Origin of the sequence: Corynebacterium sp. HMSC06D04 (assembly GCF_001807315.1) — a bacterium.
Lineage (GTDB): Bacteria > Actinomycetota > Actinomycetes > Mycobacteriales > Mycobacteriaceae > Corynebacterium > Corynebacterium simulans.
Window position 1 is genome coordinate 24,707 of sequence record NZ_KV788538.1, and the last position, 26,101, is coordinate 50,807.

The 26,101-nt window shown below is 59.2% G+C and carries 26 protein-coding genes; 15 read left to right on the plus strand and 11 right to left on the minus strand.

Annotation, left to right across the window (positions count from 1 at the left end; all coding sequences use genetic code 11):
* Positions 1-217: 217 nt before the first annotated feature.
* The gene (locus tag HMPREF3155_RS04875) at positions 218-1,483 is read left to right on the plus strand and encodes an AMP-binding protein (RefSeq protein WP_371441324.1); all 1,266 of its coding nucleotides are present in this window, start codon (positions 218-220) and stop codon (positions 1,481-1,483) included.
* A 45-nt stretch (positions 1,484-1,528) separates the two neighbouring features.
* Positions 1,529-2,854, plus strand: coding sequence for an MFS transporter (locus HMPREF3155_RS04880; protein WP_070432718.1), 1,326 nt, complete (start codon positions 1,529-1,531; stop codon positions 2,852-2,854).
* An 18-nt stretch (positions 2,855-2,872) separates the two neighbouring features.
* Here the strand turns inward: HMPREF3155_RS04880 and HMPREF3155_RS04885 are convergent, their stop codons facing one another.
* Together HMPREF3155_RS04885 and HMPREF3155_RS04890 are read right to left on the minus strand one after the other, a co-directional pair.
* Positions 2,873-3,745: a hypothetical protein gene (locus tag HMPREF3155_RS04885; RefSeq protein ID WP_070420194.1), complete on the minus strand. Its 873-nt coding sequence runs from the start codon at positions 3,743-3,745 to the stop codon at positions 2,873-2,875.
* A 59-nt stretch (positions 3,746-3,804) separates the two neighbouring features.
* Positions 3,805-4,773, minus strand: coding sequence for an acrylyl-CoA reductase family protein (locus tag HMPREF3155_RS04890; protein ID WP_070420202.1), 969 nt, complete (start codon positions 4,771-4,773; stop codon positions 3,805-3,807).
* A gap of 87 nt (positions 4,774-4,860) precedes the next feature.
* Between HMPREF3155_RS04890 and HMPREF3155_RS04895 the strand changes: the two genes are divergently transcribed.
* Entirely contained in the window at positions 4,861-5,448 is a 588-nt protein-coding gene (locus tag HMPREF3155_RS04895) for a VanZ family protein (protein WP_049146716.1), read from the plus strand.
* Positions 5,449-5,466: 18 nt separating this feature from the next.
* Here HMPREF3155_RS04895 and HMPREF3155_RS04900 read toward each other — a convergent pair whose 3' ends face one another.
* Positions 5,467-6,480 (minus strand): ABC transporter permease, encoded by a 1,014-nt coding sequence (locus tag HMPREF3155_RS04900; RefSeq protein WP_061925253.1) that lies wholly within the window; start codon positions 6,478-6,480, stop codon positions 5,467-5,469.
* 110 nt (positions 6,481-6,590) lie between these two features.
* Between HMPREF3155_RS04900 and HMPREF3155_RS04905 the strand changes: the two genes are divergently transcribed.
* Positions 6,591-7,247 (plus strand): TetR/AcrR family transcriptional regulator, encoded by a 657-nt coding sequence (locus HMPREF3155_RS04905; RefSeq protein ID WP_070432719.1) that lies wholly within the window; start codon positions 6,591-6,593, stop codon positions 7,245-7,247.
* Here HMPREF3155_RS04905 and HMPREF3155_RS04910 read toward each other — a convergent pair.
* Genes HMPREF3155_RS04910 through HMPREF3155_RS04920 form a run of 3 tightly spaced genes read right to left on the minus strand, consistent with a single transcriptional unit; the run spans position 7,244 to position 10,007 of the window.
* Positions 7,244-8,242, minus strand: a complete 999-nt coding sequence (locus HMPREF3155_RS04910; RefSeq protein WP_070432720.1) for an NAD(P)-binding domain-containing protein — start codon at positions 8,240-8,242, stop codon at positions 7,244-7,246. The two genes, HMPREF3155_RS04905 and HMPREF3155_RS04910, sit on opposite strands and share 4 nt — an antisense overlap.
* Complete coding sequence (locus HMPREF3155_RS04915) at positions 8,243-8,860, minus strand: response regulator (protein WP_070432721.1); 618 nt, start codon at positions 8,858-8,860, stop codon at positions 8,243-8,245. It lies immediately after the preceding gene.
* The gene (locus HMPREF3155_RS04920) at positions 8,853-10,007 is read right to left on the minus strand and encodes a sensor histidine kinase (RefSeq protein WP_235591347.1); all 1,155 of its coding nucleotides are present in this window, start codon (positions 10,005-10,007) and stop codon (positions 8,853-8,855) included. The genes HMPREF3155_RS04915 and HMPREF3155_RS04920 overlap by 8 nt, the downstream gene beginning before the upstream one ends.
* A gap of 121 nt (positions 10,008-10,128) precedes the next feature.
* Between HMPREF3155_RS04920 and HMPREF3155_RS04925 the strand changes: the two genes are divergently transcribed.
* The 3 genes from HMPREF3155_RS04925 to HMPREF3155_RS04935 are packed head-to-tail and all read left to right on the plus strand — an operon-like array spanning position 10,129 to position 12,582.
* Positions 10,129-11,124, plus strand: a complete 996-nt coding sequence (locus HMPREF3155_RS04925) for an ABC transporter permease (RefSeq protein WP_070432722.1) — start codon at positions 10,129-10,131, stop codon at positions 11,122-11,124.
* The gene (locus HMPREF3155_RS04930; RefSeq protein WP_070432723.1) at positions 11,124-11,738 is read left to right on the plus strand and encodes an ABC transporter ATP-binding protein; all 615 of its coding nucleotides are present in this window, start codon (positions 11,124-11,126) and stop codon (positions 11,736-11,738) included. Before HMPREF3155_RS04925 ends, HMPREF3155_RS04930 begins: the two co-directional genes overlap by 1 nt.
* A gap of 43 nt (positions 11,739-11,781) precedes the next feature.
* The gene (locus HMPREF3155_RS04935) at positions 11,782-12,582 is read left to right on the plus strand and encodes a YwaF family protein (protein WP_246817680.1); all 801 of its coding nucleotides are present in this window, start codon (positions 11,782-11,784) and stop codon (positions 12,580-12,582) included.
* Here HMPREF3155_RS04935 and HMPREF3155_RS04940 read toward each other — a convergent pair.
* Together HMPREF3155_RS04940 and HMPREF3155_RS04945 are read right to left on the minus strand one after the other, a co-directional pair.
* Entirely contained in the window at positions 12,579-14,195 is a 1,617-nt protein-coding gene (locus tag HMPREF3155_RS04940; protein ID WP_070432738.1) for a bifunctional ADP-dependent NAD(P)H-hydrate dehydratase/NAD(P)H-hydrate epimerase, read from the minus strand. The genes HMPREF3155_RS04935 and HMPREF3155_RS04940 overlap by 4 nt on opposite strands.
* A gap of 22 nt (positions 14,196-14,217) precedes the next feature.
* On the minus strand, positions 14,218-15,036 hold the full coding sequence (locus tag HMPREF3155_RS04945) for an Fpg/Nei family DNA glycosylase (protein WP_070432724.1): 819 nt from the start codon (positions 15,034-15,036) through the stop codon (positions 14,218-14,220).
* Between the two features lie 712 nt (positions 15,037-15,748).
* Between HMPREF3155_RS04945 and HMPREF3155_RS04950 the strand changes: the two genes are divergently transcribed.
* The gene (locus HMPREF3155_RS04950) at positions 15,749-17,245 is read left to right on the plus strand and encodes a DUF1846 domain-containing protein (protein ID WP_062036680.1); all 1,497 of its coding nucleotides are present in this window, start codon (positions 15,749-15,751) and stop codon (positions 17,243-17,245) included.
* A 58-nt stretch (positions 17,246-17,303) separates the two neighbouring features.
* Positions 17,304-18,242: an oxygen-dependent tRNA uridine(34) hydroxylase TrhO gene (locus tag HMPREF3155_RS04955; protein WP_062036682.1), complete on the plus strand. Its 939-nt coding sequence runs from the start codon at positions 17,304-17,306 to the stop codon at positions 18,240-18,242.
* 49 nt (positions 18,243-18,291) lie between these two features.
* Here the strand turns inward: HMPREF3155_RS04955 and HMPREF3155_RS04960 are convergent, their stop codons facing one another.
* The 3 genes from HMPREF3155_RS04960 to HMPREF3155_RS04970 all read right to left on the minus strand — a co-directional run bounded on the left by HMPREF3155_RS04960 (position 18,292) and on the right by HMPREF3155_RS04970 (position 20,405).
* A complete protein-coding gene (locus HMPREF3155_RS04960) occupies positions 18,292-18,768 on the minus strand; it encodes a hypothetical protein (protein ID WP_061925241.1) in 477 nt (158 codons plus the stop codon).
* A gap of 24 nt (positions 18,769-18,792) precedes the next feature.
* Positions 18,793-19,776: a universal stress protein gene (locus HMPREF3155_RS04965; RefSeq protein WP_070432725.1), complete on the minus strand. Its 984-nt coding sequence runs from the start codon at positions 19,774-19,776 to the stop codon at positions 18,793-18,795.
* A 155-nt stretch (positions 19,777-19,931) separates the two neighbouring features.
* Positions 19,932-20,405: a MarR family winged helix-turn-helix transcriptional regulator gene (locus HMPREF3155_RS04970; protein ID WP_062036686.1), complete on the minus strand. Its 474-nt coding sequence runs from the start codon at positions 20,403-20,405 to the stop codon at positions 19,932-19,934.
* Positions 20,406-20,588: 183 nt separating this feature from the next.
* On the opposite strand from HMPREF3155_RS04970, the gene HMPREF3155_RS04975 reads away from it, so the two are divergent.
* The 6 genes from HMPREF3155_RS04975 to HMPREF3155_RS05000 all read left to right on the plus strand — a co-directional run bounded on the left by HMPREF3155_RS04975 (position 20,589) and on the right by HMPREF3155_RS05000 (position 26,078).
* Positions 20,589-20,954, plus strand: coding sequence for a DUF5318 family protein (locus tag HMPREF3155_RS04975; protein ID WP_062036688.1), 366 nt, complete (start codon positions 20,589-20,591; stop codon positions 20,952-20,954).
* A 78-nt stretch (positions 20,955-21,032) separates the two neighbouring features.
* Positions 21,033-23,279 carry a transglycosylase domain-containing protein gene (locus HMPREF3155_RS04980; protein WP_070432726.1) on the plus strand — a complete coding sequence of 749 codons (2,247 nt, stop codon included), beginning with the start codon at positions 21,033-21,035 and terminating at the stop codon, positions 23,277-23,279.
* Between the two features lie 9 nt (positions 23,280-23,288).
* Positions 23,289-24,779 carry a glycosyltransferase family 87 protein gene (locus tag HMPREF3155_RS04985; RefSeq protein WP_070432727.1) on the plus strand — a complete coding sequence of 497 codons (1,491 nt, stop codon included), beginning with the start codon at positions 23,289-23,291 and terminating at the stop codon, positions 24,777-24,779.
* A complete protein-coding gene (locus HMPREF3155_RS04990; protein ID WP_062036693.1) occupies positions 24,780-24,968 on the plus strand; it encodes a hypothetical protein in 189 nt (62 codons plus the stop codon).
* A gap of 200 nt (positions 24,969-25,168) precedes the next feature.
* Complete coding sequence (rpsF, locus tag HMPREF3155_RS04995; protein WP_179294269.1) at positions 25,169-25,459, plus strand: 30S ribosomal protein S6; 291 nt, start codon at positions 25,169-25,171, stop codon at positions 25,457-25,459.
* 55 nt (positions 25,460-25,514) lie between these two features.
* Complete coding sequence (locus tag HMPREF3155_RS05000) at positions 25,515-26,078, plus strand: single-stranded DNA-binding protein (RefSeq protein ID WP_062036694.1); 564 nt, start codon at positions 25,515-25,517, stop codon at positions 26,076-26,078.
* Positions 26,079-26,101: the final 23 nt, after the last annotated feature.

Sequence of the window (26,101 nt, forward strand, 5' to 3'; positions counted from 1 at the left end):
ACAGGCCTTGTATTGTACGTCACATGATTTACCTGAACGAACGGTAGGTCATGAATTCGTCGAGGTTAATATTCCTCGGCTAAACCCAAGCAAGACAGTTAAATATCTCGAGCAGCGCTTTCGAGGGAATGCGGGTGTGGACCTCAATTCTCCCGAGTCGAAAGGCAACAACGTGACCGCAACGTTTGACATCTTTTCCGATCACCACGGCCCGCAGATGGGCATTGAGTATGCTTCCCGCGACGAAATCATCGCGTTACAGACGCAGCGCGCAAAGAACGAGCTGCGCCACGCGTACTACAACGTCCCTCATTACCGCCGTGCGTTTGATGAATTGGGCGTCCACCCCGATGACTTCAAGGAGCTGGCAGACTTTGCCAAGTTCCCGTTCACTGATAAAGAGACGCTGCGCTCCGAGTATCCGTTCGGAATGTTTGCTGTAAACCAGAGCCAGATCTCCCGTATCCACGCGTCCTCCGGCACTACCGGCCGCCCAACCGTGGTGGGGTATACCCAAAATGACGTGAGGATCTGGGCTGAACTCGTGGCTCGTTCCCTGCGTGCCGGTGGCCTGCGCCCAAGCGATAAGGTGCAGATCACCTTCGGCTACGGCCTATTCACCGGTGGTCTTGGCGCTCACTACGGCGTCGAGGAGCTGGGCGCGACCGCAATCCCAACCTCTGGTGGTCAAACCGAGCGCCAGATTCAGATCATGCAGGACTTCCAGCCGGATGCCATCCTTGGCACCCCGTCCTACATGCTTAACCTTTTGGATCGTATGCGTAAAGACGGCATCGACCCGCGTGAAACCTCGCTTCGAGCTGGCGTCTTCGGCGCCGAGCCGTGGACTGAGGGCATGCGTCGCGAGCTCGAAGAAGGCTTTGGCATCACGGCCACCGATATTTATGGCCTCTCTGAGGTCATGGGTCCTGGTGTTGCGCAAGAATGCGTGGAGACCAAGGACGGTCTGACCGTCTGGGAGGATCATTTCTACCCAGAGATCATCGACCCAGAAACCCTGCAGCCGGTGCCTGATGGAGAATACGGCGAGCTCGTGATTTCTTCCTTGACCAAGGAAGCATTCCCGATCATCCGTTACCGTACGCACGATATCACTCGCCTGCTGCCGGGTACAGCGCGTTCCATGCGCCGCATCGACCGAATTTCGGCTCGAAACGACGACATGATCATTCTGCGCGGCGTGAACTGTTTCCCATCCCAGTTTGAGGAAATCATTACTGAGGATTCCAACCTGCGCCCGCGCTACCAATGCATCCTGTCGAAGAAGGGGCGCATGGATCACCTGACGCTGGTTGTTGAACATGCACCAGACGTTGCCCAGTCTGATATCGAAGCATCGGGTGATTGGCTCCAGAAGCAGATCAAGAACCGCATCGGTATCTCCGTCGGCGTCGATGTGGTTGACCACGTTGACTCTGGTGAGGGCAAGGCAAAGCGCATCGTCGATAACCGCGATAAGTAATCGCCCTTATCTATCTGCTTTTGCACCCATAGAGAGAGTCACCCTATGTCTGCACCTGTAATTGAACGTAGCCAACCGGCAACTGGAATCACTCGCGAGCACAAGCGCGTGCTCGCCGGCTCCATGGTCGGAACCACCATCGAATGGTTCGACTTCTTTATCTACGCCCAAGCTGCGGGTCTTATTTTCGCCACGCAGTACTTTGACCCAGTCTCGAATGAAAACGCCTCGCTCGCGCAGATCATTTCCTGGGCTTCATTGGGTATCTCATTCCTGTTCCGCCCGCTGGGTGCGATCATTGCAGGTCACTTGGGTGACCGGCTGGGCCGCAAGCCAGTCCTCGTCGTCACCCTGGTGGGCATGGGCTTGGCCACCATGCTCATGGGCGTCTTGCCCAACTATTCTGCAATCGGCATGGCCGCCCCAATCCTATTGGTGGCGCTGCGCGTGCTGCAGGGGCTTTCTGCTGGCGGCGAGTGGGGCGGTGCGGCGATGCTCGCCGTGGAACACGCGCCACGCGGACGCCGCGGCCTCTTCGGCGCCTTCCCGCAGGTGGGAGTTCCGCTCGGAATGTTCCTGGCCACCATCTTCATGCTTTTGCTTTCCGCGGTCTTGACGCAGGAGCAGTTCCTGGCATGGGGCTGGCGTATCCCCTTCCTGTCCTCCGTTGTCCTGATTCTTCTGGGCTACTTCATCCGCCGCGCGGTGGAAGAGTCTCCAGCATTCGCTGAGTTGCAGGATCTTCAGAAGAAGGAATCTGCCCCCTTGGCGGTCCTGTTCAAGAGCCACACCGGTACCGTCATTAAGTGCGCGCTCATCTTCGCCGCTAACAACGCTGTAGGCTACTTTGTCATCGCCTACTTCACCTCTTATGGCACCAAGGTGGTGGGCTACTCGCGTACCGACGCCCTGCTGGTCGCGCTTATTGCATCCATCGGCTGGTTCGCTGGCACCCTCTACTTCGGCCACCTGTCGGACAAGGTGGGCCGCAAACGCACCTTTATCGTGGGCTACATTGCGTTGGCTGCGTGGTCCATTCCGTCCTGGATGGCTGTTGACTCCGGCAATCTTGCCCTCTTCGGTGGTGCGGTTCTCATCCTGGCGACCATGCTGGGTGCCACCTATGGTCCCCAGTCCGCGCTCTACGCGGAGATGTTCCCAGTGAAGGTGCGCCTCTCGGGTGTTTCAATCGGCTACGCGTTTGGCTCCATCATCGGTGGTGCTTTCGCCCCGATGATCGCGGAGATGCTCTTCACTGAGTTCAAGACCTCCATGGCTATCGCTACCTACGCGATTGTCATCTCCGCCATCTCTCTCATCGGCGTTCTCATGGTGCCAAAGGGCATTCAGGACCGCGACCTGCACGTTTAGAAGTATCTGACTTCTAAACTAGGCGCATAAGTGCGAAGAGCCTGCCTGGGCGGCCAAGGCGCAGAACTGTAGCTGGGCGTTGGCCACTGAATCTTCGGCTCCGCGGATTGCCTGGCGGGCTGGGTCGTGGAACTGCACCGGCACGAAGTTGAGGATTTGCTGCTCCAGCGGGGAAGGCTGGCGGCCCGAATTGCGGATGCCGTCAGCGGTGATGCGAACGGCACCCAAGATGTCGCCGGTGAGCTGGGAGGCCGCGCCATAAGTATTCGCGGCGATGGTAAAACCATTGCCAAAGGAGGCGGTGGCATGGACGTTGCGGTTATCGTCCCAGCCGAACTTCGTGCCCACAACACCCGGCACGCGTGAGGTGCCAAAGTCTTGCTTATAGCCGTCAGCGGCAACGGGGGAAGCGGTGCGCATGCCATTGATAATTGGCGTGGCTAGTGGGTCGCCCACAATCGCGGAGGTAAAGCGCGCAAGGTCCTCAGTAGAGGTAGTGGTGTTGCCCCAGAATCCAGGGTAGTGGGTCTCATGCAGGCCAAACTGGCCGATGACCTCAGGGATTGCCTGCGGGTAGCGGCGGTCCAAGTCTGTGGCCGTGCCGTCCTCGCTCAAACGAATCATGTTCTCCACGCGGGCTTTGTCCGCCGGAGCACCGTGCTGCAGCACCCAATAGGCCAAGTAGAGCTTGACCAAGGAAAGCGCCGGGCGAGATTCGTGGGAATTAGCAGTAGAGACTACTGCGCCATTGCTGTAGCGCAGCGTGACCTGAGTACGCCCGGGCACAGCGTTAGGGTCGATGGTGATGCCAGCCTGGGCAACGGGCGTGACGAGGCCGGCGGCGAGGGTGCCAACCAGCGCGGCAGCAGAGATAGAGAGACGGGAACGCATAGGAAAATAGTAACAGCGCTGGGAAAACTAATCGTCCCCAGCGCTGCTAAATAGTTTGTCTAGATTTCTACGATCGTGCGGCCATGGTGGGTGCCGGCGAGCAGCTCCTTGGCGGCGTCTGCGACATCGTCGAGCGCAACGGTGCTGGAAATAGAATGCAGCATCTCAAGATCGAGATGCTCGTCCAGCAGCTTCCAGGCGTCCTCGCGGACCTTGAGCGGTGCGTCAACGGAGTTGCCGCCTGCCAGGACGATGCCGCGCAGGATGAATGGCAGTACCGAAGCCGGGAGGTCAGGACCAGCGGCCATGCCGGTTGCTGCTACGACGCCGCCCCACTTGATCTGCGCCAAGACGTTGGCCAGGACGGTGGAGCCAGCGGTGTCTACCGCGCCGTCGTAAAGCGCCTTCTGCAGCGGACGGCCGGTCTCCGAGAGCTCGGAACGATCAATGATGTGGTCTGCGCCCAGGGCCTGCAAGTACTCGCTTTCGCTATCAACGCGGCCGGTAACGGCGGTGACCTCGAAGCCCAGGGACTTGAGCAATTGGACGGCGATGGAGCCCACGCCGCCCGTGGCGCCAGTGACCAGCACATGGCCCTCGCGCGTGCCGTGGGTGAGCAGCTGGTTGACGCAGATGGCGGCGGTGTAGCCCGCGGTGCCGATTGCGGCGGCGTCGGCAGCAGTGAAGCGCTCTGGAACCACGAGGGTGGCGTTGGCATTCACGCGCTGCTTAGTGGTGTAGCCGCCGTGGCGGAATTCTCCCAAGCCGTCGCCGAAAGCGGCCACCAGGGCGCCCTCAGGTAGACGTTCATCGTTTGACTCCGCAACGTTGCCCACGACGTCGATGCCCGGCACCAGCGGGTTGATGCGCATGACGCCCTTGTTACCGTCGAGTGCCATTGCATCCTTGTAGTTCAACGAAGAATGGGAAACGTTAACCAGTACGTCGCCCTCGGCCAGAATCGGCTCATCCTCGAAAGCGTGAGAGATGGAACCGTCTTCGTTTCGCGTGACTTTGAGTGTGCTCATGCCCACGATGGTACGCCCATTATGAATCAGTGTTTTGCCAGCGAAGTACACGGCAAAAGTACAGCTTTTGTTGTTAGATTCTCGGACATGCTCGTTACCGAACAAACCACTCATTCGCGCAGCCGTATTCCGGCGGCCCCGCGCCGCCACCAAACGCTGCGCCGTGACTCACTTCTAGTCACGGCGCTCGTGCTGCTCGTTGTTGGTGTGGCGACGTTGGGTAAATCCTTCATTGAGATCCCCGGCGTGGTCAATGCCTCCGCGCATGCGGTGCGAAGCTTAGATCTGCAAATGTTCAACGGTTTTGATCATCCGACCATCTGGTACGGGCCTTGGACCAACACCATCGGCAATTTCTTGTTGTTTATGCCACTCGGCGCAAGCCTTATCGTGATGGGCCAGAATCTGCGCCGCGTGCGCTTTGGCCTCGGCGGAACCATCCTGGCCGGCTTGGCGCTGAGCTTGAGCATCGAAACCCTCCAGTACCTCTTCGCCCTCGGCTTCAGCGACGTTGATGACCTTGTGTTCAACACCTTGGGCACCGCCGTGGGCGCATTCTTTTTGGCCCGGATAAGCAAAGAGCTGCAGTCCAAAGTCCTACACCGTATGGGATTCATTGCAGCGACCGCGCTAACCGTTTTGGGCTGCGCGCTAGTCACGGGGTTTGTTGCTTAATCTTCTGCTCTGAGTTTTCTACGCGGCCTTCTTTGCGGAGCGCGACTCTCGCACAATTCCACTGCCGAGAAGGACTAGTCCGAAGGCTACCCATGCGAGCAGAGTCCATACCTGGGTGGCGATACTTGCTGCAGGGAAGTAGTTAACCAGGCGCAGCAGCGTAGCTGTGGCGCCGTTAGGCAGGAACTGGCCGAAGTATCCCCAGCTGCCGGACACGAATTCCTTGGGGGCCATGGTACCGGCCAGTGGGTTGCCCACCAGCATGATGGTCAGTGCGCCGAGACCAAAGCCGGGGGCGCCAAGCAGCGCCCTTAGGCCTAGGATGAAGCTGGAGACTGCGGCGATGCCTAGTGTGAATACGCCGGTCGATGCCCAGAAACTATCTGGCAGTAATCCGAATACTCCGCCGATTACTGCGGTGGTGAGCAGTCCGGCAATGGGGGCAAAGATTGCTAGGGCGAGGAGACGCTGCGAGTTTCGCTTCAGGAGGAAGGAAGGAATCGCTGCACCGAGCATGCCGCCGATGGCAACGGGGATAATAGCCATATTCATGGCGAGGCCCTGCGGGTCTTCGCTGCTGGTGGGCACAACGTCGGTGGTCTTGACGGTGACGTTAGGGAGTGCGTCAGCCGGGATGCCCTTCGCGGCAGCCATCGCCTGAGCTTGCTGGTTTGCCATTGCCTCTACTGGTTGCGCGAGGTTCTTCACGATGTTGCCTTGTGCGGCGCCGGCAGCGCTTGCGGTGAGGACCTCTGGTTCTTGGCCCAGCACGATGGCGCCGTAAGCCTCGTGTTCTTCGATGAGGGATACCGCGGCTGCGCGGTCTTCTACAGGTGTTATCTCGAAGAGTCTGGGTTGCTTCTGCTCAAAGGCTTCAGAAACCTTGCTCACTTGTTCTTGGGTTCCAACTACTGCGAGTGGGAGGTCTTTGGGGGTCATCGTGGCCATGGGCCACAAGAAGGCAGGTACGAAGAGGCACACTGCGAGAGGTGCCAAGAATCCAACGGCGATTGCCTTGGTCCAGTCTTTCATGTCGTTCCTTTGCTTGATTTTCAACGCTTGTTGAATAAGATATTTCAACAGTTGTTGAAAGTCAACACGTGATGAATTCTTCGAGGGTTCGAGGAAGTAAGGTTGAAGCCATGGCAGCTAAAGGCAAGGTCGAAGAATCCGGTGACGGTGCTCAGCCAGGGGCTGAGCATAAAAAGGCAGAGCGCAAGAAAGCTGGACGTCGTCCAGGCGCCCCAGAAGCGCGCGAGAAAATTCTGGAAGCCGCCTGCATGAGGTTTAGCGAGGTGGGCTTCGAAGCCACCACCATCCGCGCGGTCGCCAAAGAAGCCGACGTCGATCCCGCTCTCGTCATGCATTACTTCAAGAACAAGGACGGCTTGTTCGATGCGGTAATCGCGGACCTAAAAATGCTTCCGGCTCAGTTGGGGGCGTCTACTGACCTTCGAGGATTCATCGCGAACTATCTGCGCCTGTGGGAAAGCGAGGACATGGGTCCGCGTTTGCGTGCTGTGGTTCGCGGCGGCATTGGCTCTTCACATGCATCAGCTATCCTCCGTGAATCGATCATGGACAGCTTCGTAACGGCCCTTTTAGAAACAGAGTTCGCCCAAAGTACGATTAGTGAAGGTAATCTCCTGGGCAAGATCGCGTATTTGGGTCCTATTCTCATTGGAACGGCGATTGCTCGCTACGTCGTGGAGGTTCCGCTGATGACGGAGAAGAGCATCGACGACATAGTGGAGGACATGTATCCCGCTATCGAGACGCTCCTATCTAACCAAGGCTAAGGCTTGAGGTTTTTCACGAACTCCGCGACATCGGTAGCCGCCTGCTTGGCAAAGGGGCTAACACCCGTGATGGTGGCTGAGCCCGGGCCAGTCCACGTGCCGTATCCCACGAGGAAGAGCCCCGGCACGGTGGGCTGGCGGTCTACCAGTAGGCGGGAGATGGGGCGAAGTGCGGGCCGGAAGCCGGTGGCCCAAATCAGGTGATCCGCGTCGATGTCGTCGAGGGAATCCGGCATCGGGGTGGCGCGCAGGAGCCCTTCATCACGCGCCTTGAGCACCGGCGGGACCATGACGATATCGCCCAGGTTCGTATCCGCGCCGGGGTCAGGCTCGCCACGATTGATGGCGTTGAGGCGCTCGCGGTTGCGCCGGAAGAGCACACGTCCGTCGACGTCGTCAGGCATCCAGCGCGGCTCGCCCCTCGTTAGCCAGGTCGTGGAAATGCCTTCAAGCAACAGATCCGCTGCAATCTGTGCGCCGGAATTGGCCGCGCCCACCACTGCCACGCGAGAGCCGCTGAACTTCGCGACGCCGGGATAAATGGCCGAATGCCATTGTGTCCCCGCGAACTTACCGGGGTAGTACGGAATGAAGGGCGCACGCCAGGTACCCGTGGCCGCCACCACGGTGCGGGCCATCAAGCGTTCCGTGCCCGAATAGACGTGGAAGAACTCCCCATCGTGCTCCACGGACTCAACCATGAAGGGGCGTCGCACCGGCAGCTCGTAGCGCTCTTCGTAGCGAGTTAGATAATCCACCACGTGGCTCGCCGGCGGGAAACCTTCGTAATAGGGCATGGGCCAGCCCGGTAGGTTGGAGGCGCTCGTGGTGCTAAATAAAGTCAGCGAGGGCCAGGCGTGCAGCCATGCACCACCGGGACGCGATTCCGCATCCAAGATGGCGAAGTTCAAGCCCTTTCTGCGCAGGTAATAGCCCGTGGCCAGCCCTGCTTGGCCGCCGCCTAAAACGAGGCAATCATAAACCTGCGCGGACACTTAAATGAGCTTCCTTTCCCGGGCCACAGTGACAGCCGCTGTGCGGGTATCCACGCCCAGCTTCTGATAGATGTGAATCAAGTGCGTCTTCACTGTAGCTTCCGAGATGAACAGTCGCTGGGCAAGCTCCTTATTTGATTTGCCCGTGGCCAGGGCTTCTAGGATTTCCAGCTCGCGGCCGGAAAGCGCCACCTCGGGGCGGGTGATGCGCTCGGCCAAAAGCGCTGCCACCTCGGGCGCCAGGGTGCGTTTGCCGGCGGCCGTGGCCAGGACGGCGTCGTGAAGCGCTTGCTCCGGCGCATCCTTTAGGAGATAGCCCAGGGCGCCTGCCTCCACGGCGGAAACAATGTCGGATTGGGTGTCATAGGTGGTGAGGATGAGCACCGGCGGGCCGCCAGCCTGGGCGAGCTGGGAAGTTGCCGCAATGCCATCGGTGCCGGGCATCTGGATATCGCAAATGACCACGTCAACATGCGGAGCATCGGGAGCCTCCAGCTTGGCGACGTCCGCCCCATCCGCACCTTCTAGGACCACATCGATGTCAGGGAAAGCGTTCAAAATGGCTCGCAGGCCTGCGCGCACCACGGGATGATCATCGATGAGCATGACGTTAAGCATCCTGGTCCTCCACTTTTTGCGGCATACGGATAGCAAGGGCGGTTCCCTCGCCTGGGGAAGATTCCACCGTGAGCGTACCGCCGTGGCTTTCCACGCGCTGGCGCAGGCCCCGCAGCCCGAAGCCACCCTGCGAAGGTGAAGTAGGATCCATGCCTTCTCCGTCGTCGACGATGTCGAGCGTGGTCTCGCCTTCAAAACAGCCTAAAGTCACCACCGCGCGCCGGGCGCCAGAATGCTTGAGCATGTTGTTGAGCCCCTCTTGCGCAGCACGCAACAGGTCCTGGCGGTGGGCCTCGGGAACGGTGCTTTCGCCGGAAACAACTAGCTCGATGTCGGTGTCCTTCCCCAGCGCAGCGGCTTGCGCGGTAGCTGAATCCACCACCTGCTGGAGGGCCTCCTCCAAGGATGCGGCGGGAGATGCTAGCTCGCTGACGAAGCGGCGTGCCTCGCTTAAGTTCTCGCTAGCCACTTTTTCAATCAGCGCCAGTGTCTCTGGGGAAGGATCTTTTTGAGCCGCGCGCGAGAGCAGAACGATGGAGGAAAGGCCCTGGGCCACGGTGTCGTGGATTTCCCGGGAGAGCCGTTCGCGCTCTTCCAGGCGGCCTGCTTGGTGCTCGCTCGCGGCAAGTTCGGCCTGGGTGGCGCGCAGCTGCCGGGCAACCTCTGCATGGTGCGCCGCCTCAGCCTGCACCATGCGCCCGGCATGGAAGGTGCCGATGGCAAAGGCCGTGCCGATGAAGGGGCCGATGGCCGCCGCGATGGTCCATTCCGCCGGATGCTGCCAGGCGGGCAGGAAGGCGGCCAGCGCCCATAACAATCCGCTGCAGGCGATGCCCGGCCAGCGGGGAAGCGAGCTTAGAAAAGCAAAGACCAGCGGGAATTCCAGCCACATGAAGTCCTGGGCATGCACCATGAGCCCGCACCACAGCACGCACAAGCCCACCAGCCACAGGGCGCGGGGGAGTGCGCGCCGCAGTGCGTAGACCACGGCCAATGCGACTGCCAGACCAAGGGCGCGGGCATCGAGGCGCCCGTCGAGCCCGGCGCGCAGCAGGCCGAATAGCAACAAAAACGCGAACATCACGTGTAGCCCGGCGCGCCAGGGGCTAAGGCGCTTATGGAAGGTCTGCAGGGAGCGCTGTTTCACGTCATTCACAGCCTTTTACCCTAACCCGCAGGTGGGACACGGGGAATCAACCAGTTGGTTGACTCGAAGTTCAACTAGCGGCCCGATTACTAATCTGCGAGTGGGGGCGATGCTTGAAACTATGTTTCTTGCACTTAGAGAATTGCGCGCAGCCCGCGGGCGCTTTGCGCTAATTGGGACCGTGGTCGCGCTCATTACCTTGCTTTTGGTCATGCTCTCTGGGCTCACGGAGGGCCTTAGCAAACAAAACACCTCGGCTTTGGAGGCCTTGGGGCATGAGTATGAGCAGGCGAGCTTTAGCACGCAGAAGCCAACTTTTACGGAGTCAGAGATTTACGCGGACGACGTGGTGCCTGGCAGCGCGCCTTTGGGTACCTCGCAGACCAAGGTGGAGGGCTTCGGCGGCGTGGCTGTACTGGGCCTGCCGGCGGGCGAGCCTATTCCGGGTACCAAGCAGCAGGTGCCGGCCACGGGAGTGGTGGCCTCGCAAGCGATTACACAGGGAAATTCCGTGGTGATTGGGGATGAGACCTATGCCGTTCGCGCCACCGTGCCGGATCTGTACTATTCCCACTCGCCGGTGCTGTGGGTTTCCACGCAGACCTGGGCGCAGTTGAGCCACGCGCCTTCCGACGTCGTGGGCACCGCCCTGCTGCACGCGAACAGCGTTGCCACCGGGCTTCCCACGTCCGTCAGCATGCGCGAGGCCTTAAGCGGCCTGCCCTCCTACAACTCGGAGCGCGGCTCGCTTTTGACCATGCAGGGCTTCCTGTATGCAATTTCGGCGCTCGTGATGGTGGCTTTCTTGAGCATCTGGACCATGCAGCGCACCCGCGATCTTTCGATTCTGCGTGCGCTGGGGGCGCGGACGCGCTACCTGCTTGGCGACGCCCTGGCACAATCCGCGCTCATCCTCGCCCTCGGAGTTGGTGTGGGTGCCGCAGTGGGCTGGGGCCTGGGCGCGCTCGCGCAATCGTCGGTGCCTTTTGTGCTCTCGGCGCGCACGATTGCTGCCCCAGCCGCCGGCATGTGGGTACTCGGCATGCTGGGCGCGGTGCTAGCTACCCGCCGAATCAGCAAAATCAACCCTTTGGATGCGTTGGGAGGACAAGGCTAATGCTAGAGATTGAAAACGTGACGGTCACCTTCCCCGATGGCCGCGAGCGCGTGGTGGCGCTGGATGACGTCAGCCTGGCCATCAAGCCGGGCCAGCTCATGGCCGTCGTCGGCGAATCCGGCTCCGGCAAGTCCACCTTGCTCTCCGTGGCCGCAGGGCTAATCGAGCCCGATAGTGGTCGCGTGCGGGTAAGCGGTGAGCGCGGCATCATCTTCCAACAATCCAACTTGGTCAGCTCGCTCAATGCCCTGGATCAACTTCTCATTGTGGACCATATGGCAGGCCGAAAACCTCGCCGTGAAAAGGCGCGGGAGTTGCTTGAGTATGTAGGCCTGCCCGGGATGGAGGCTCGCCGCATCACCCAGCTTTCTGGCGGTCAGCGCCAGCGCATCAATATCGCGCGTGCCTTGATGGATGATCCCGAGGTGCTGCTCGCGGATGAGCCGACGGCGGCGCTGGATTCTGCGCTCTCGCGCGACGTCGCCAAGCTGCTGCGTGACATCACCGATGAACAACAGACCGCAACGATGTTTGTAACCCATGACCGCAGCCTGCTGGATTTTGCGGACAGTGTGGTCACCGTTAAGGACGGAAAGTTGGCGGCCGGTACCTAAAGTCCTGCAAGCGGGCGGAAACGGAGTACTCTGTTTTCCCGTTATGCCGAAAAAGAATCCGCGAGTGCGCGTCACGCCCACCACCTATCCCCGCATGGCGCAATGGACCGGGGTGCATTACACGATGCTTTCTGTGACCATTGCCGCATGCGGTGTATTCATCGTGGCTGCACGGCGCATCCGGGGCACTACCAAGGAGACTTTCTACCGGCAGATGACTGGCTGGGTGATGCTGGTGCTCGGTACGGCATGGACCATCGTCTCCCTGGATCCTTCGCAATTCGACATCCGTGAATCTCTGCCGCTGCACCTGTGCGATATTTTGCGCCCAGTATTGGCGCTCGGTCTGATTACGGGCAACGAGCATGCGCTGACGCTGACCTATTACTGGGGCATCATCTTGAACCCGCAGGCGATTATCACCCCAGATGTTATTTATTACTTCGATCCGCGCTGGCTGCGCTTTGCCACCTATTGGTTCTTCCACATCACCGCACTGGCCATTCCGCTGGCGTTGACCTTCGGCTTGGGCTACCGCCCGACGTGGAAGGGTTACCGCTTTGCGGTGGGAGTAACCCCGGTGTGGATGGCCAGCGTCATGGCGGTCAACGCCCGCACAGATGGCAACTATGGTTTCTTAAACCACGCGCCGGGCAGCCCCTCCATCATCAACCTGCTGGGTCCATGGCCGTGGTACATCCTCGCTGAGATCGGCGCCGTGGCAGGTGCCTGGGCTGCGATGACGTGGCCGTGGGAGACCCGTAGGCTGCGCCGCGACACGGTGGCTGCCGGTGCCAAGGGGCTGCTGCGCCGCTCCGTGCGCGCCGTGGCAAATAGGCTTTAGCGAGCCATACGCAAAAGCTTGGCGATGGCCTGCGGGATCGCCCCGGCAATCTGCGAAGCCGAGCAGATGGCATAGCCGTCGGGGGTTTCGGCAGCTACTGCCGCAGCGTGGGCCTGAATGGCGCCGGCGTGGAGGACTTCTGTGATTATCTCGGTGAGCGTCGTGCGGCCTACCTGTGCTCTGTCCTCAAGATGTAGCTGCGCCAGCACGGTGCCGAGGATGCCCGCGAGCACGTCGCCTGAACCAGGGGTCGCGGCATAGGAATGGCCTGCATTGTAGGCATAAATGGGTTGGCCGGGTGCGGTAACCAGGGTATTTCTTCCCTTGAGCAGCACGATGCAGCCCAGTGCCGTGGCGAGCTCCTGCAGTGGCGCTGCTTTGCCTGATGACAGGTCGAGGTCCTTGTTGAAGGTCGCCTCGTAAAGCTCGGTGAACTCGCCCAGGTGAGGGGTGAGAACCGTGACGGGCAGGCTTCCCAGGCGGGCGCGCAACTCGGGGTGACGGGCAAGGAGTCGCAGCGCATCGGCATCGATGACGGCCGAGATGAACCCATCGAGTACCTCCGCGAGCTCCGCTTGGGCCGCAGCGTCAGTGCCGCGTCCTGGGCCCACGACGATGGCCTGGGCGTGACCTGCTGAGTCAAGATTTGGGTGAACCACGAGTTCCGGCAGGAGCGAGGTGATGGAGCGGTCTCCGATAAAGCGCACCATGGCCGGGCTGGTGCGCACTGCCGCGGTGGCTGCCAAGATGCCAGCTCCGGGATAGGTGTCGCTTCCGGCGGCAATAGTGACCACGCCACCGGAATATTTATCGGAGGAAATTCCTGGGGTGGGATCAACGATTGGTCCGGTACAGCCAACCGGGCGCGGGTGCGTGGCGATGCCGTGGGCGGTCTCGATGTTGCCGGGGCGCCACGCATATGTGGATTCCAGGGTGGGCTCGTTGGCGATGTGCCCGGCCGGTTGCGCGAGCGATTCGAGCATCGCGCTAAACGATGTCACGCCGGGCAGCGTTAAGTCCGCCAGCACTACTTGGCCGCACTCGGCTGCAAGCACATGACCCATGCGTGTCCAACCGAAAGTTACGGTGACGTCAGCATGCACGGCGCCTTTGCGGGCGGCTACGCCAGTGTCCGCATTAATGCCAGTGGGCATATCGACTGCTAGAACCGGAATGCCTGCTGCCTGCTCGTAGGCCTCCAGCGCTTGGCCGCTGAGCCCGCGTCCGGAACCGAGACCAGCCACGGCGTCGATAAGCAAGCCCGTGTCATCGGGCAGGGAAGCGGTGGAATTAGGAGTGGACCCACTTTTTAGAACCTCGCCGCCGGCTTCCTCGAACGCAGCAAGAGCGGTTGTGTGGCAGGTCTCGGGTACGAGGGCTGTGACGGCGTGTCCCTGCTGGGCGAGGAGTGCACCGGCGAAAAGGCCGTCGCCGCCGTTGCCACCGCTGCCTGCCAGAATCATCATGCGGCCTGGGTGCGCGGCGAGCATCACCGCGGCGGCATCGGCCACCGCGTGGGCGGCCAATTGCATGAGCTGGTCTGGATAGCTCTGCTGGGCAAGTAGGCGCTCCTCGGCAGCGCGGACGGCGTCGACGTGAAAGGCATATCGCATGCCGCCCAAAATACCCGCCTGCTTAGGCTGGAGCGTTCTGGCAGGTAGGGCACCAGAACAGGTTCCTGCCTTCGAGCTTCTTTTCTGCGATGGGCTCGCCGCAGATATAACAAGGCATGCCGGCGCGGCGATAGACATAAACCTCGCCGCCATGGTCATCCTTGCGTGGCGTGCGACCCATGGCCTCAGGCGTGTGCTCCGGGCGGACTGTGTCGATACGGGCGGTGGGCACGCCGGCGCGCATGAGTTCTACTAAGTCTTCCCAGATGACATCGAATTCGTGGCGGTCCAGTTCATTGCCGGCAATAAAAGGCGAGATGTTCTGGCGGAATAAAACCTCGGCGCGATAGATGTTGCCGACTCCGGCAAAGAGATGCTGATCCATCAGCAAGGAGCCGATGCTGCGGCTCGACCTGTGCACCCGCGGCCAAAGGTCGGCCGGTGATGCGTCCTCGCGGATGGGGTCCTGGCCAATCTTGGCGAGCGCGACGTCATACTCAGCATCCGTAATGAGCCGGCACCACTGCGGCCCGCGGAGGTTGGCAGCTAGGTCATCGCTTTCGACGCGCAGGCGAATCTGGCCCCAGACATCGTCCAAAGGCTCAAAGCGCAAGCTGCCGATCAACCCGAGGTGAATATAGATGATGTGCTCTGGCGCATCGGCGGAAAAGTGCATAAAGAGGTGCTTGCCGCGCGCTTCGGCGAAATCGAGCTGCGTCCCATCGAGCATGGCTGCTTCCGCCGCAAAGCGGCCCTGCGGACTCGTGACGCGCAGCGGCCCACCCCGGAAATCAAGGTTGAGGCGCTGTGCAAGGTGATGAATGATGTGGCCTTCGGGCATGCGGACAAGTTTATTGCATGTGTCGCGGGGACAACGTGAGGATAAATTGGACATCTTTCCCGTTTGGAATGTGGGATTGAAGTGCGAAGACGAGACTTAAACGTTCATTTTCTGCTTTAAAGGTCTAGGTTAAATAGACGAAAGTTAACATAATAAACATTTATCTAATTTGTTGCTTAGACTATATCGTGACCATATTTGATAAAGATTGACCCGAATGTATAGTGATCCGTTTCACATTTATTTTTCTTCCGGGTTGATTGGACTAGAAAGTGCCAGCGCATGGCGCTAAATTTTTATAAAGTTAGGATTAGTTAATGAATTTCTATATCGGGTTTTTGTCCGATTGGCTTTGAAAACGTTGACTTTGAAACCGCCGTTGATATGCTTCGCATGGATGTATCTACTGGTGAGTGATAGATCCAACCGCTGCGCATGTAGGGGTGCGCGGCGGCTATAGTCAGGTGGGTGGGACTGCCTGGCTATAGAGGGTGAGGGCTTGTTCCACACCCTTAGAGAGACAGGTAACGCCTGGGCCCATCCTTTCCAGGGCCCAGGCGTTACTCGTATGTTTTAGCCGGCGTCGTCAGTGCGGTTTCTTGCGGTGTGATGCCGTGGCAGGGCGTATGAGTAAACACAGTTCTTTCGAGTAAAATCCAATCCAAAAGATCCAGCCCGGTTGCGGGGATTGTCTATGGCGGAAGGCCTTTAAATGACGCGTTTGCTTGGTTTTGACCGTGAGAAGTACATCGAGATGCAGTCGGAGCACATTCATGCACGGCGCGGAGAAATCGGTGGCAAACTCTACTTGGAGATGGGCGGCAAGCTCTTTGATGACATGCACGCCTCCCGCGTGCTGCCGGGCTTTACTCCAGACAACAAGATCGCCATGCTTGAGCGCATCAAAGACGATGTCGAGATTCTCATCTGCATCAACGCCAAGGACATTGAGCGCCAGAAGATGCGCGCTGACCTCGGAATCCTCTACGAAGATGACGTCTTGCGCTTGGTCGACGTCTTCCGTGGACGTGGCTTCCTAGTAAACAACATCGTTATGACCCAGCTGGAAGATGGCAACAGCCAAGCTGAGGCCTTCATTGACCGCCTGGAGCGCCTTGGCCTGAGCGTTGCACGTCACCGCGTTATCCCGGGATACCCTTCGAATACAGATCTCATCGTTTCTGAGGAAGGCCTTGGCCGGAACGAGTACGCGGAAACCACGCGTGACCTGGTTGTCGTCACTGCGCCGGGTCCAGGCTCAGGCAAGCTGGCGACCGCCCTATCGCAGGTCTACCACGAGCACCAGCGCGGTGTGCAGGCTGGATACGCCAAGTTTGAGACCTTCCCTATCTGGAACCTGCCGCTCGATCACCCAGTGAACCTGGCTTACGAGGCCGCAACCGTTGACCTCAACGACGCAAACGTCATCGACCACTTCCACTTAAGCGCCTACGGCGAGTCCACGGTGAACTACAACCGCGATGTCGAGGCCTTCCCGCTGCTTAAGACCCTCCTGGAGAAGCTGACCGGCAACACCCCGTACCAGTCCCCAACGGATATGGGCGTCAACATGGCTGGCTTCTGCATCACCGATGACGAAGTCTGCCGTGAGGCCTCCAAACAGGAGATTATTCGTCGCTACTTCAAGGCTTTGGTGGAAGAGGCGCGCCTCGGCTTGGATTCCACGCAGTCCGAGCGCGCGGCCGTCGTCATGGCGAAGGCAGGCATTAAGTCTGATGACCGCCCGGTAGTAGTGCCGGCGCGCAAGCGTGCCGCGGAAACTGACGAGCCGGCCTCTGCGCTGCAGCTTGCCGACGGCACCATCATCACCGGCCGCACTTCTGAGCTGCTGGGCTGCTCCGCTGCGATGCTGCTCAATGCACTTAAGCATCTAGCCGGCATCGATGATGAGATCCACCTGCTGAGTCCAGAGGCCATCGAACCGATCCAGAAGCTCAAGACCGAGTATCTGGGTTCGCGTAACCCGCGCCTGCACACCGACGAGGTGCTCATCGCTCTTTCCGCCTCCGCTGCGAAGGACGAGAACGCTCGCCGCGCAATGGCGGAACTAAAGCAGCTGGCAGGTTGTGACGTTCACACCACCACCATCTTGGGCTCGGTGGATGAGGGAATCTTCCGCAATTTGGGCGTGCTCGTGACCTCCGATCCGGTCTTTGCACGTAAGCAGGCGCTTTACCAGAAGCGCTAAACCCAAAGATTTTCGGGAAATTTAGGAAGAGCAACAGCTCACGCCTACAATCGATGGCGTGAGCCTCAGCAAGATTCTCCTTTATTACTGCTTTACCCCAATCAGCGATCCCACTGCCATCATGTTGTGGCAGCGTAACCTGTGCGAAAAGCTCGGGCTGAAGGGCCGCATCCTCATCTCCGAGCACGGAATTAACGGCACCGTCGGTGGTGACATGGATGCTTGTAAGCGCTATGTCCGTGAGACCCGCGAGTACCCGGGCTTTAAAAAGATGGAATTCAAGTGGTCCGAGGGTAGTGCCGATGATTTCCCACGCCTGTCCGTGAAGGTTCGCGACGAAATCGTGGCATTCGGCGCGCCCGGTGAGCTGAAGGTGGATGAGAACGGCGTCGTCGGTGGCGGCGTGCACCTGAAGCCAGAGCAGGTCAACGAGCTGGTTAAGGAGCGCGGCGACGAAGTCGTCTTCTTCGATGGCCGCAACGCCATGGAAGCTGAGATCGGCAAGTTCAAAAACGCTGTCGTCCCAGATGTTAAGACCACCCATGATTTCATCGAGGAAATCGAGTCCGGCAAGTATGACTGGATGAAGGATAAGCCAGTCGTTTCCTATTGCACTGGCGGCATTCGTTGCGAGATTCTTTCTTCCCTGATGAAGAATCGTGGTTTCAAAGAGGTCTATCAGATAGACGGCGGCATCGTCCGCTATGGCGAGAAATTCGGCAACGACGGTCTCTGGGAAGGCTCCCTCTACGTCTTTGACAAGCGCATGCATCACGAATTTGGGCAGGGCCTGCAAGATCCAGGTTTTATCCAGCTTGGTCACTGCGTGCATTGCGGCAATGCCACCAACACCTTCCATAACTGTATCAACGAGGACACCTGCCGCAAGCAGGTGCTTATCTGTGATGACTGCATCCAGAAGGTAGAAACCCAGCACTGTGGGCGTCCAGATTGCGCGGAAGTAGCCGTAGCCGCGGCGCAAGGCGCAGCTCAGTAACCAGCTGGAACCTGCAAGGTTCCAGCCTCTCCTTTCCCTCGGGGAACGGTTAGCCCAGCGGAACCAACAAGATTTGAATGTCGGTGATGCACCACAGCATGAAGTTGCAGGCCATTACCCAGAAAATTGCCATCCAGGAGCGCCAGCGCAGATAGCGTTTGAGCTTGCGCACCATGATGACGGCGGTGCCCACCATTCCCAGGAACGGGATGATGACGGTGGTCAGTGCAAAGAAGCGGCGCTGGCCTTCGGTGCACAGCCAGGTGGCAAGCTGGGCGTCGCAAAGCGCCCCGCCCTGGGAGCGGGTAATTAGTGCCACCACAAATGCGTAGAGGCCGGAAAGCAGCAGCACAGCGACCATGAACCAGATAGCCTGCCGGGAAGAGCGGCGGTTGGCTGCAGCTACCGCTAGGGGATCTGGCTCATCCGCGAGCTCATCGAAAGAGCTTGGCTCCGGGCGCCGCAGGTTGGCGTAGTCGGCATCAGTTGTCAGATCGTTTTCCGGATGCTCAGGCTGGAGATTCATAGGCCAAAGTCTAGTCGCCGTGGATTAGTCCGCAGTTTCGACTGAAGGCGCAGAGTCCGAAGGGCGCACCAGAACCGGGACGCGCACATGCGGAAGCAGCTCGGTGGCCGTGGAGCCAATGAATACGCGTTCGAAGGGGCCCATCGGGGAAGAACCTAGGCACATCAAGTCGCCTTTCTTCCACTTCAGCGAGTCCACCGCGCCAGACCAGCCATGGCCGGTGCCGATTTCGGTAGTAATCGGTAGCTCTGGGAAGCGCTCTGCCACCACATCGTGTGCGCGGTCCAGCATGGACAAAGAATGCTCGTGCCAGCCTTTGGCTAGCTTGGAGGCGACGTCGACGTTGCCGCTGACCTGGGCGTCGAGAAGCCCGTCGGCGGAAAAGGCCACGATACGCAGCGGAACGTTCCATGTATTCGCCAGGCGGGCGGCGCACAGCAAGGCGGGGTCCTCGGAGTCGCCGCGCTCGGTGAAAGCGAAGTTGATGCGGGTCACGCCATGCTTGGAAAGCTTGATATCGCGCGGGGAAAGGCCCAACGGAATAGGGGAGAAGTGGAGCAGGGCGTCGGCAGTCGAGCCTGCGAAGAAACGGCCCTTTGGCGCGGATTGGTTAGCGCCAAGCAGGATTGCATCCGCGCCGAATTCTTCTGCCATCTCGGTCAGCAGCTGCGGGCGGGAGGGGCCGGCCAAAAGAACGGAAGGCTCTTCGTCCAGCTGGGAATCGGAGATACCCGCCGCCTCGAGTGCTTCCAGAACTCGTTCTTTGCACTTGGCCTGTTCCTTGGTGAACCACTTTTTAAATTTATTGCCGTGCTTGTTCAGCGCGGTGGTGGCCAGCGGGACGGAGATCGTGGAAACGACCCTGATGCGAACGTTGGTGGAGCGGGCGAGCCACGCTGCAAAATCGATCGCTTCAGTGCCAGTGGAGGAAGGACTCCACGAAATTAGGATTCGCACAGGGTCTTTAGCGAGAGAAGCAAAAGACTTGTGTTGATGATTTTTATCCATTCAGCAATACATCCCGTGAACTGTCCGGGGGCGTAATTCTTAGCCCATTATTAGTCACGGGAGGGGCGAAAAAGAAATCCGGGCCTGCTCCGCATTACCCCTGGTTGCTTTGGTCTACATGCGGTTTCATGCCCAGTTTCTTTGCTAAGTGGGTTTTAGTTCATTGTCGGGCGATAGACGTCTGCCAACTTGGCAATCAGGGAACTCATCTGACGAGCCGCTTGCAAGTCTTTAGGTTCCATCCACTGCAGGATCTCCGCCAGGGCGGCGGCACGCTGACGGGAGACGATGTTCAGTTCAGATTCACCTAGTTGGGTCAGTGCCACGAGGACGCCGCGGCGGTCTTTGTCATCTCGGTGGCGCTCCACAAAGCCGTGGCGCTCCAATTGGTATAGGGCATTGGACGCGGTGGGCATGCGGATGAGTTCTGCCTGTGCGATGGTGCTCACGCGGGATGGGCCGCGCAGGCGCAGCTGGTTCATGATAGAGACCTGGGAGGTGGTCAGGGAGGAACCTTCGGTGGTGCGCTGGAAGATGAGCATCAGCTTGTTTAGCGCGGGCTGGATGCTGCGGGCTACGTCAAGGGCGTCTTCGTAGGCGGAGGGGGACTCAGCAGCTTGTTCACTCATGGAAAGTAATAGTAGCGCCCGTACACTCACAACGGTAGTTAGGCCACGAAAAATTTAGCTTTTGAGTTAAAAAATACTCTCCGCTCATTCGCACGCGGGAACAGGTGGCGTGGTTAAGCTGTTGTTTAATTAGGTGTCTGGTCAACTTCAGGCCCGGATCTAGGGAAGGAGGATAGGGCTACTGTGGCGGTTTCTTTCAAACACGTGATCTCCCACGAGTGGGAGCGTGCGCAGCACCTGCGCAAATATCGAGCGGGCCTTATAGAAAAGGATGCGCTTTGCGACGCCGACTTTCTCCTCCGCGCTGCAGCCAAGCATCATGGCACCGACATGGAGCGCAAATGTCCTCTCTGCGGGGAGGCGATGCGCCTTACCAAATGGGTTTATGGCGAGGCGCTAGGGCGGCGTGCCGGCAGCGCGCGCAGCGATGAAGAAATCGCAGAATTCGTCGCCGAAGGCCTCGAATTTACGGTTCATAAAGTCGAAGTTTGTACGGCGTGCCGGTGGAATCACCTATTGGCGGCGGCGACGGCTTATGATGAAGGTTAGTTTTTGGCTCGGCCGTTGTGGCCGGTAAGCTGCACTTATTTAAGAAAACCTGCCCATGATTGACGAGGACACGAAGCAGTGACCGAAAAGGAATCCGCCCAAAAGAGAGCTGGGCGTCATAGTAAAAAATCTACGAACCAGCGCAAACGTCGTCGCTGGCCCTGGATTGTTTTGATCGTCGCCTTGGTGCTCGTGGCTGTGCCCGCAGCTCTCTTCGGCTACGCCTACTCTCAGTACACGGTCCCGGAACCAAAGGACCTTCAAGCCAGCCAGGTTTCGACCATCGTTGCTGGTGACGGAAACACCCAGCTGGCTAAGTTGGTGCCGCCGGAAGGCAACCGCACGCAGGTCAAGCTGGAAGAAGTCCCTGATTACGTAGAAGATTCCGTGCTTTCGGCCGAGGACCGCGAGTTCTGGACCAACTCGGGCTTTTCCTTTACCGGCTTAGGCCGCGCAGTCTTGGGAAAGCTCACCGGTGACTCCACCGCGGGTGGTGGCTCCACCATTACCCAGCAGTATGTGAAAAACACTCTGGTGGGTGACGAGTACTCCTATGTCCGTAAGATTCGTGAGCTCATCTACTCCATCAAGATGACCAACGAATGGTCTAAGGAAGACATCCTGCAGGCCTACCTGAATACGGTCTACTTCGGACGTAATGCTTATGGCATCCAGGCTGCTTCGAACGCCTACTTCAACAAGGACGCAAAGGATCTCACCGTGGAAGAGGGCGCCATGTTGGCCGGCCTTATCCAGTCTCCTTCCGTTCTTGATCCGCGCGTTGATGAGGAAAGCTCCAAGGCACGTTGGAACTATGTTCTCGATGGTTTGGTAGAGATGGGCGATCTCAACGCCACCGAGCGTAAGGGAATGCAGTTCCCGCAGACTCGTGATCCTTCCGAGTACTCCGCATACACCGAGGCGCCGGGCGCTTTTGGCCACATCAAGAATCAGGTCATCGCCGAACTCGAGCGCGTCGGCATCACTGAGGATCAGGTGGCAACCGGTGGTCTGAAGATCACCACCACCATCGATATGAACGTGCAGAACGCCTCCACCGATGCGGTGGATGGTCAGCTGGCTTCCCTGCAGGAAGACGCACGTGCTGCTGCCGTCACCATTGACCCGGCAACCGGCGGTATCCGCGGCTACTTCGGCGGCAACGAGGCAACTGGTTGGGACTACGCAAATGCGGGTCTGCAGACCGGCTCCACCTTCAAGATCTTCACTCTTGCGGCAGCACTGCAGCAGGGCATTGGCTTGGATACCTATTACTCCTCGGCTCCTTATCAGCTGCCTGGTTCCCAGGTGGTTACCAACGTCGATGGTGGCTGCGGCAGCTGCTCCATCGCTGAGGCGTTGAAGAAATCCTACAATACCTCCTTCCTCCGCCTGCAGGACGATCTGGAAAACCGTACGCAGGACACCGCAGACATGGCGCATGCTCTGGGTATTGCAAAGTCGCTGCCGGGCATCGATAAGACCCTGAGCGAGAAGGGCGGGACTCCGTTCGAGGGTGTTGTGCTGGGCCAGTACCAGTCCCGTCCGCTGGATATGGCTAGCGCTATGGCCACTTTGACCAACGGTGGCGTTTGGCACCAGCCTCACTTCGTTCAGAAGGTGGAGACCACCGGCGGCGAGGTTCTCTACGAGTTCGATGACAAGGGTGGCGAGCGCCGTGTTTCCGCGAACGTTGCCAACAATGTCTTGAAGGCAATGCTCCCGGTCGCAGGTTGGTCCAACGGTGCTCTGGCCGGCGGCCGTGAGTCCGCTTCCAAGACCGGTACCACGCAGCTGGGCGATACCGGCAACAACAAGGACGCTTGGATGGTTGGCTCCACCCCGCAGCTAGCAACCGCCGTGTGGGTTGGTACCGCTGACAACACCTCTGCCATCTTCAACTCCTATGGCGGAATCATGTACGGCTCGAACTCCCCGACTCAGATTTGGAAGCAGATTCTGGATACCTCGCTGGCTAACGCTGAGTACAAGTCCTTCCCGCAGGCTTACCCCGTCCGTTACGGTAGCGGTAGCTGGGGTTCGGGTTACACCGGCTCCTACGACTCTTCCTATAACTCCGGTACCGCTGGCGGCGACAGCAACACCGCTCCGGAACAGGACGCTCAGGCACCTACTCCGGCACCAGAGGAACAGGCCCAGCAGCCGGCGCCTTCGCCGGAACAGCAGCAAGGCCAGCCGGGCCAGGGACCTGGCCAGGGGCAACCGGGTCGACCGGCACAGCCTAATCAGCCGGCGCAGGATGTCCCGTCAATTGAGGACATCATCAACGGCCAAGGCGATTTGGCCGATCTGCTTAATCAATAGGAGATCAGCGTGACTGATAGGGCCCTTCGTAAGGTGAAGTCGGGGGCGCAAGCTCGCCCCACTTCACCCGTTGCCCCCGTATCACCCGCCGCCACCGATAAGGCAGCGGCGGAAAATACTGGACTCGTTCCGCTTTCGTCGGAGCCTTTTGCGCACGATGTCGTCGAGTTCTTCGGAGGGCCGAAGGGTCGTTTCGCATATTCGGGCAAGAAGCAATGGTTTAGCCCCCTGCGCGCCCTCATCGCGGTGGCTTGGATGTTTCTGGTATTCGGCTTTCTCAGCAAGGCCACTTGCGCGGGCAGCCGCACTTCTGCAGAAGGGCTCATTTCGCTGAACTGGGATGGCAACCGTCAGTACACCTCGTTCTGCTACAACGACATCATCCCGCTCTACGGTGGCCGTGGCCTCGACCAGGGCGGCTTCCCTTATGCCTTTTCGTGGCAGGAGGGTGATCTCACCCGCTACATGGAATACCCAGTCTTGGCCGGTATGTTTCAGGGAATCATGGGTTGGCTCTCGCGCACTACCTACCCGGTGGGCCACTGGTTTGGCATCGCCGAATCCGGTTGGTACTTCGGGCTCACCGCACTGGTGATGTCGTGCATCTGGGTCGTTACCGTCTACATGGTCTTCCGCCTGACCGGAAACCGGGCGTGGGACACCGTACTGATGGCGGCCAGCCCACTGGTAGTCATCCATGGATTTACCAACTGGGACATCCCCTCCATCGCTTTCATGGTGGGCGCACTTCTCGCCGTAACCCGTGGCAAGAATTGGCTCGCCGGAATCCTGATTGGTTGCGGTACTGCGTTCAAGCTGTGGCCGCTATTCATCCTGGGCGCGTTCTTGGTGCTGGCAGTGCGAAACAAGAAGTGGGCACCGTTAGGCGCAATGCTCGGCGGCACGGTGATTTCCTGGCTCGTGGTCAACGTCCCTGTGGCAGAAAAGTACCCGGAGGCTTGGCACGAGTTTTTCCGCTTGAACGAGGAACGTGGCGCGGAGTGGACCACCATCTATGCTGTGCTTAACCGCGTGACGGGAATCGAGTTCAGCCCGGAATTCCTCAACGCCTTCACCCTGCCCGCCTTCCTCATCGCATGCGCGGTCATTGGAGTCTTCGGACTGCGGGTGGCACGTACGCCGCGCGTGGCCGAGCTAATCTACCTAATTTTGATGGCTTTCTTGTTGGTGAACAAGGTTTGGTCCCCGCAGTATTCGCTGTGGTTGGTGGTTCCGGCTCTGTTGGCCCTGCCGCGTTGGCGTTTGCTGATGAGCTGGATGCTTGTCGACGCCCTGGTGTGGCCGGTTCTCATGTGGCACATGCTGGGGGAGGAGAACAAGGGCATCGGGCATGAGCTGCTCGACATCATGGTCATCGCCCGCGACGGCTTCATCATCGTCATTGGTGTGCTCGTCGTGCGCCAGATGCTGGGCAAGAGCGTTGATAAAGTCCGCGCGGCACACGCAGGCCGCGATCCGCTAGTAGGGGAGTTTGCCTAAATGGGAATCACAATCGTGGGAATCGTTTCGATCGTCCTCGGGTTCTTCTGCGTCATGGCTGCTTACTATCTCTATCAGCGCAGCGAAGATCGCCGTTGGCCCATCTTGCTTGGCCTACTGGCGCTTTTGTTTCTGACGGTGATTCCAGCCGGCAGTGCGATCTTCTTCGCCACCACCATGCGGAGCTAGGTGCGAGCCACGCGCACGGTCGTTCGTGTGCTTGGTTACAGACTGTAAGTCCTCAGCGGAAATATCCCGTTGGGGATTTCTTTTTGGCCGGTCAATGCGCTATTGTGATGGGGTTGCTTGACGCAACGTACCCTCCTGCCATATCCGCAAAGGTGATATGGCCGAAAACAATTACTAGACCATAGGAGGTGATGAGGTCCGTGCGTCACTACGAAGTCATGATTATTCTGGATCCTAACCAGGATGAGCGCACCGTATCCCCGTCCCTAGACAAGTTCCTGGAAGTTGTCCGTAAGGACGGCGGCAAGGTTGAAAACGTTGATGTATGGGGCAAGCGTCGTCTTGCTTACGCCATCAACAAGAAGGAAGAGGGCATCTACGCCGTCGTTACCCTTGAGTGCGAGTCCGCATCGGTACTCGAGCTTGACCGCCGCCTGAACCTGAACGACACCATCCTGCGTACCAAGGTTCTGCGCACCGACAGCAAATAGCGGATACTGGTTTCAGAGTTTTAAGAATCCACGTAACCGATAAGGAGAACAGACCATGGCACAGGGAGAAACCCCAATCACCGTTGTTGGCAACGTAGTTGCTGACCCGGAGCTTCGCTTCACCCCAGCGGGTGCAGCTGTAGCAAACTTCCGCGTTGCTTCCACCCCTCGTCGCTTCAATTCGCAGACGAATCAGTGGGAGGATGGCGAAGCCATGTTCCTGACTTGCAACGTGTGGCGCCAAGCCGCAGAAAACGTTGCAGAGACTTTGACCAAGGGCATGCGTGTCATTGTTAATGGCCGCCTCCGCCAGCGTTCTTACCAGAACCGCGAGGGCGAAAACCGCACTGTCTTTGAGGTTGAGGTCGATGAAGTTGGCCCATCCCTGCGCTACGCTTCCGCTCAGGTCACCCGCAAGTCCGCCAATGGTGGCAATGGTGGTGGCAACTACGGCGGCCAGCAGCAGAACCAGGGTGGCAACAACTTTGGCGGCGGCAACCAGGGCGGCTTTGGTGGAAACCAGAGCGCTCCGCAGCAGTCAGCTCCTTCTAATGATCCGTGGAATTCTGCACCACAAGCCGGCAGCTTCGGCGGTGCAGACGCTGAACCCCCGTTCTAAACACTGTCAAACGCAATTATTAA